At 46.3% G+C, this 6,034-nt stretch carries 6 protein-coding genes, 3 tRNA genes and 1 other RNA gene; all 10 read right to left on the bottom strand.

Annotated features, from left to right (window positions below):
* Positions 1 to 65: 65 nt before the first annotated feature.
* Positions 66 to 142, bottom strand: a tRNA-Ile gene (locus tag F8H35_RS07835).
* A gap of 4 nt (positions 143 to 146) precedes the next feature.
* Positions 147 to 241, bottom strand: a transfer-messenger RNA (tmRNA) gene (gene ssrA / locus F8H35_RS07840).
* Positions 232 to 309: transfer RNA gene (locus tag F8H35_RS07845), tRNA-Glu, on the bottom strand. The genes ssrA and F8H35_RS07845 overlap by 10 nt, the downstream gene beginning before the upstream one ends.
* Before the next feature lie 6 nt (positions 310 to 315).
* Positions 316 to 391 (bottom strand) — tRNA-Lys (locus tag F8H35_RS07850).
* Between the two features lie 33 nt (positions 392 to 424).
* On the bottom strand, positions 425 to 1,018 hold the full coding sequence (locus tag F8H35_RS07855; protein WP_472572992.1) for a GGDEF domain-containing protein: 594 nt from the start codon (positions 1,016 to 1,018) through the stop codon (positions 425 to 427).
* Positions 1,008 to 2,147: an FIST signal transduction protein gene (locus tag F8H35_RS07860; protein WP_472572993.1), complete on the bottom strand. Its 1,140-nt coding sequence runs from the start codon at positions 2,145 to 2,147 to the stop codon at positions 1,008 to 1,010. The genes F8H35_RS07855 and F8H35_RS07860 overlap by 11 nt, the downstream gene beginning before the upstream one ends.
* Before the next feature lie 10 nt (positions 2,148 to 2,157).
* A complete protein-coding gene (gene murB / locus F8H35_RS07865; protein WP_472572994.1) occupies positions 2,158 to 2,988 on the bottom strand; it encodes a UDP-N-acetylmuramate dehydrogenase in 831 nt (276 codons plus the stop codon).
* Positions 2,978 to 4,603, bottom strand: a complete 1,626-nt coding sequence (locus F8H35_RS07870; RefSeq protein ID WP_472572995.1) for a CTP synthase — start codon at positions 4,601 to 4,603, stop codon at positions 2,978 to 2,980. Before F8H35_RS07870 ends, murB begins: the two co-directional genes overlap by 11 nt.
* Positions 4,604 to 5,329, bottom strand: coding sequence for a 3-deoxy-manno-octulosonate cytidylyltransferase (gene kdsB, locus F8H35_RS07875; RefSeq protein WP_472572996.1), 726 nt, complete (start codon positions 5,327 to 5,329; stop codon positions 4,604 to 4,606).
* Between the two features lies 1 nt (position 5,330).
* On the bottom strand, positions 5,331 to 6,026 hold the full coding sequence (gene purQ, locus F8H35_RS07880; RefSeq protein ID WP_472572997.1) for a phosphoribosylformylglycinamidine synthase subunit PurQ: 696 nt from the start codon (positions 6,024 to 6,026) through the stop codon (positions 5,331 to 5,333).
* Positions 6,027 to 6,034: the final 8 nt, after the last annotated feature.

Consider the following 6,034-nt stretch of genomic DNA (forward strand, 5'->3'; position numbering starts at 1 on the left):
AAATTTAAGATCTTGAATTGTTTTTATTTTACTTCAACTTATCAGGCGGGAATTTGGGGGAATCATGGTGGGCCCGGGTGGACTCGAACCACCGACCGTCCGGTTATGAGCCGGATGCTCTAACCAACTGAGCTACGGGCCCATATTGGTGGAGCCGGCGGGATTCGAACCCGCGACCTTCAGACTGCCAGCCTGACGCTCTCCCAGCTGAGCTACGGCCCCAAACTGAAGTGGCGTCCCCGGCGGGATTCGAACCCGCGTCGCCGGCGTGAAAGGCCGGTGTCCTAGGCCGGGCTAGACGACGGGGACGCTAAATGGTGAGCCCGGGAGGATTCGAACCTCCGACCTACGGATTAAAAGTCCGTTGCTCTACCAGCTGAGCTACGGGCCCACTTGCGACGCAGAATAATATAGACAGAACAGTTTAGTTGTCAAGTTTTTTGGCTTTGTGTTTCTCTTTCATTTTATACATTCTTCTATCGGCCATTGTTATCAGTTTGTCTATGTCTGTTCCATCGTCTGGAGCGACTGCTATTCCGTAACTTACTGAAATTGCAAAGTTTTTAAATATTTCTTCTATTCTCTCCTGCAGTTTTTTGAGGATATTTTCTATTTCCCCTTTTGTTCTGTTTCTTACAACGACCATAAATTCGTCTCCGCCAAAGCGGGCTACAATGTCGTACTTTCTGAAGTGTGTTTTCAAAAGTTGGGCAACTTCCTTTAGAACTTCGTCTCCTTTTTTGTGGCCGTAAAGGTCGTTAACCTGTTTAAAGTTGTCTAAATCTAAGAAGATGATGAATAGTTTTTCTCCTTTTTCTCTCTTTATCCGTTCAATCTCCTTCGTAAGGAATTCTATGAGGGCGTGTCTGTTGAAAAGTTTTGTTAGCGGGTCGTATAGAGCTTTTTTCTCAAGCTCTGCAAGAAGTTCCTTCTTCTGGTTGAGGAGCTCCTCATACTGTTCTGTAAGTTCCTCTATGTAGTTAAGGAACAGTTTGAGTTTTTTGTCTTTAAAGTTCATATTTCTCCCTTACTGCTGCTATTACAGATGTTAAGTTGTGCAGTCTTAGTTTCCCGTTTTTCCTTGCCACCTCTCCGTGGGTGAAGAAACCGAAAAGGGGAGCATTTAGGAGCCTTCCATAGAGTTCAATCTCTTTATCCTCAAACTGTTCTAAAATTTTTTCTCTTGCTATGCAGGAGAAGTTGAAACAGAAATCAGCCATTCCAAAGGATTTTTTTAGATCCTTTGCGGTTTTTTCCGCATCTTTTACCAGTTCTGTGCTGAGAACTATTGATAGTTTTAGCCTTTCTCCCTCGTTTACAGGTCCCCAGAGTTCTATGTAGTCGTCTGCAAAGCTTCTTATTACCCTTAGTGCCTCTATTTCATTTTTTTCATTTACAATTCCAAAAGGCGTATACCATAAAAGGAATTGATTGTCGTTTGAAGGTTCAATATCCTTCAGAAGTTTTTTGGGCAGATAACCTGCACGTTTCCCGCTAAGTTCGTATATTTTGAACGTATCTGTTTTTGTTACTGTATAGATAGGGCCTTTTTTGAAAACGCCAGATGAGACCTGAACTTGAAAATCCAGATTGGAAAAGCTTATTATTATGAGGCCGTTTTCTACTACGTTGCCGTTGTGGAACAGATAACCTTTTTGTCTTTTATTTCCCGATACTGGTGTTGCAATTATGCCGCCGATTAGGGGAACTTCCTGAAGTTCTTTCCCAAGCTCTTCAATTAATACGGGAAACTCCCCGTCAATAAAATCGGCTATAATTATGTTCAGTTTGTCTTTCCTTTCAGATAGGAATTCTTCTATTTCCTTTATCACATCTTTTCTGTTCTCTTTTGAAATGTTCCCTCTTACATGGGTGCAGACTTTTGTTTTAGGGCTGCTAAACTTGAAGAAACATCCAACAATTCCATCATTTACTACTTTTATGTTTTCAAAGGCTGAAGAAGAGGTAAAGCCCACATACTCTATGCTTCCAAACTCTTTTTTTATTGTTGCTGGAACGTCCTGGTGGGGGTAGTTAGGAGATATGGAAAATAGGGCAAAGTCAAAACCTTTAGGGGCTTTTTCCTTGAGTTCCCTTACGGCAAAACGGAGAATTGGATTCTGTGAGCTAACAATTACTGTTTCCATATTTTGGATTTTAAAAAATTTTAATTTCAAGCTCAAGCTCAATGTTGAATAGTTTTTTAACCTTATCTCTTGCCAGTCTTATCAGCTCTGAAAACTCGGAAAAACAGCTCTTTCCTCTGTTAATAGTAAAGTTGGCGTGGATATCTGAGAAAAAAACATTACCCACTCTGAAACCCTTTAAGCCTGCTGCATCTAAAAGCCTTCCGGCTGAATTACCCGGCGGGTTTTTAAAGGTTGACCCGGCCGTTTTCAGGTAGAATGGGGGCTGTTTTGAGAGTCTGAGTTTAACGAAGTTTTCTATGCTCTGTTTAACATTTCTGAGAGGTTTTACTCTAAAGGTTGCAGATACAACTGTTCCAATTTCTGGAAATGGAGTTTTCCTGTAGCCGAAGAGTTGTTCTATCTCTTCTCTCTTAAGGGTTAACAGTTCTCCACTCTCCTTTTCTATGTATGTAACAGAGTCAAGGATTTCCTTTACTTCTCTGCCGAATGCTCCGGCGTTCTGGGCTACTATTCCACCAACTGTTGCCCGGGGGATTCCCGCAAGAAACTCAAGAAGGGAGAACTTCTCCCTCTGCTGGAGTTTCAGCACCTGAGAGAGCTTTACTCCTGCTCCAAGGGTTAGCTTCCCGTTTTCAAACTTGACCTCTTTCAGGAAAGCTGTTGATATGAGTGGAGTTTTACTGTCTGATAGAACGGAGTTTGAGCCACCACCTATAACCGGCAGGTTTTCTTTAAGGAGTGAGCGGAGCTCCCCAACACTTTCCGGGAAGTAGACTTTCCGGGGAGCTCCCACCCCAATCGTCGTTATCTCTTCAGGTCTTAAAACCTTAACTTTCAACCCTGTCCCTTAACTCTTTTGCGGCCCTGACGAAGTTCAGAAAGAGGGGATGGGGACTTTTGGGCCTTGACTTAAACTCCGGGTGGAACTGAACGGCTACAAACCACGGGTGGTCTTTTATCTCAACGATTTCAACTAACTTTCCGTCTGGTGATGTTCCAGCTATCACAAGGCCGGCCTTTTCTAAGGTTTCCCTGAACCTGTTGTTGAACTCGTAGCGGTGCCTGTGTCTCTCGGAGATCTCTTTTTTTCCGTAAGCCTCGTAGCTGAACGTTTCCTCTTTCAGAACGCAGGGGTAGGCCCCAAGCCTCATTGTTCCCCCTTTCTCCTCTATCCCTTTCTGCTCCTCCATCAGGTCTATAACGGGGTAGGGGGTTGTTGAGCTGAACTCTGCACTGTGGGCTCCCTCAAGGCCTGCAACGTTCCTTGCAAACTCTATAACTGCACACTGCATCCCGAGGCATATTCCGAAGAAGGGGATTCTGTTCTCCCGTGCAAACTGGATGGCCTTTATCTTCCCCTCAACGCCCCTCTCTCCAAACCCCCCGGGAACCAAAACGCCGTGGACGTCTGAGAGGAGCTCCTCAGGCGTTTTCTCCCCGTTCTCAAGCTCCTCTGCGTTTACCCACTCTATCTCAACCTTTACATTGTTTGCAGCTCCGGAGTGGACAAAGGACTCAATGATACTCTTGTAGGCGTCGGGGAGCTCCACGTATTTCCCAACTACTGCTATCTTTACACTTCCCTCTGTCGGTTTCTTTATCCTGTTTACAACCTCTTTCCACTCAGATAAGTCCGGCTGGCTGCTTACAGGGAGCTGGAGCTTCTCTATTATAAGGTCGTCAATCTTCTCCTTCTGGAGAACTAAGGGAACTTCATAAATTGTGGAGAGGTCTTTTGCCGTTATGATTTCGTGCTCTTTAAGGTTTGCAAAGAGGGCTATCTTCCTTTTAACGGAAGCTGGAATTGACCTCTCTGCCCTGCAGACGATTATGTCGGGCTGAATACCGATGGCGCGGAGCTCCTTTACCGAGTGCTGTGTCGGTTTTGTCTTCAGCTCCCCTGCGGCCTTTACGTATGGAACGTAGGTTACGTGGACGTATATGGCGTTGCTCTTTCCAACCTCTGTTCCAAGCTGTCTTATGGCCTCTAAAAAGGGGAGCCCCTCAATGTCTCCAACTGTTCCACCAACTTCAACTATAACAACGTCAACGTCTGAAGACATTAACTGCCTTATCTTCTCCTTTATCAGGTTCGTTACGTGGGGAATTACCTGAACCGTTCCCCCTAAAAACTCTCCCTTCCTCTCCTTCTGGATTATCTCCTGGTAAATCTGACCGGAAGTTACGTTGTTTATCCTCTTCATTGTTGCAGAGGTGAACCGCTCGTAGTGACCCAGGTCAAGGTCTGTCTCTGCTCCGTCCTCCGTTACGTAGACCTCTCCGTGCTGGTAGGGGTTCATCGTTCCAGCGTCAACGTTCAGGTATGGGTCTAACTTCTGGATGGTTACCTTTAACCCCCTGCTCTCCAAAAGGGTTCCGATTGAGGATGCCGTTATCCCTTTTCCGATTGAGGAGAGAACTCCGCCGGTTACGAAAATCAGTTTTGAAGCCATCTACACCTCTCCCTTAACCATTTTCTCGGCCAGCTTTAAGTCTTCCGCTGTATCAACTCCGAAGCTGTCGTGCTCAACAACAGAGACGAAAATCTCCTCCCCGTTTTCAAGTATCCTCAGCTGTTCCAACTTCTCTATCCTCTCAAGCCTTCCCTCTTCCCAGCTGACAAACCTCTCTAAAGACTCCTTCGTGAAACCGTATATCCCAATGTGCTTCAGATAGTTTTCAGGTTCTACCTCTCCGTCCCTCGTAAAGGGTATGGGGCTCCTTGAGAAGTAGAGAGCTCTTCCCCTTTTATCCAGAACGACCTTCACTTTTGAGGGGTCTTTAACGGCCTCTCTGCTCTTAAATGGCGTTGCAACCGTTGTGAACTTAAAACCCTTTTTCAGCCCCTCGTAAACAGCCCTGATGTGCTCTTCCCTTATAAAGGGTTCGTCTCCCTGAACGTTTACGATGTATTTAAAGGGGAGCTCCCGGACTGCGTGGTAGACCCTGTCTGTTCCGCTGGGGAGCTCCGGCGGCGTCAGAATCCCTTTTGCTCCTGCAGTTTCAACTGCCTTTACAACCTCTTTACTGTCTGTTGCAACGAAAACCTCTGGAACAACCCTTTTAACTGCTTCAACCACCCACACAATCAGCGGCTTGCCGCAGATTTCCCTCAGGGGTTTCCGGGGAAGCCGGGTTGAGCCTATCCTTGCGGGAATTACAACTGCAAGGTCTTCCATTTTAAGCCCTTACAACGCTTTCAACTATTGACTGGAACATCCTGAGGCCGTCTACAGATCCCAGAATTGTCTCTGAAGCCCTTTCAGGGTGGGGCATAAGGCCGAAAACGTTTCCCCTCTTATTGCAGATTCCTGCTATGTTGTTGAGAGAACCGTTGGGGTTGAATTCCTCTGAGACTTCTCCCTCTGGAGAGGAGTACCTGACAACAACTTGACCGTTCTCCTCTATTTCCTTGAGAGTCTCAGGGGGGCAGGTGTAGTTCCCCTCCGCGTGGGCTATGGGAATCCTTACAACCTCACCTTTTCTGTAGAGGTGTGTAAAGGGGGTCTGGTCGTTCTCAACTTTTAAGTGAACAAACTTGCAGATGAAAGAGAGTGTTTTGTTGGGAAGCATCGCTCCGGGAAGAAGCCCTGCTTCAAGGAGTATCTGGAATCCGTTGCAGATCCCCATAACAAGGCCTCCCTTCTCTGCAAACTCGCATATGGCCTCTGTAACGGGGGAGATTTTTGCCATTGCCCCAGCCCTTAAGTAATCTCCGTAGGAGAAGCCGCCGGGAACGATTACGCAGTCAACCCCCTTCAGGTCTTTTTCAGCATGCCACAGGTAAACGGCTTCGTGGCCTAAAACCTTCTCAACAACCCAGCCAACGTCTCTGTCGCAGTTGCTTCCCGGGTAAACGGGTATTCCAAACTTCATCTCTCAAC

Source organism: Thermovibrio sp. (assembly GCA_015488335.1).
In the GTDB taxonomy this organism is placed as follows: domain Bacteria; phylum Aquificota; class Aquificia; order Desulfurobacteriales; family Desulfurobacteriaceae; genus Balnearium.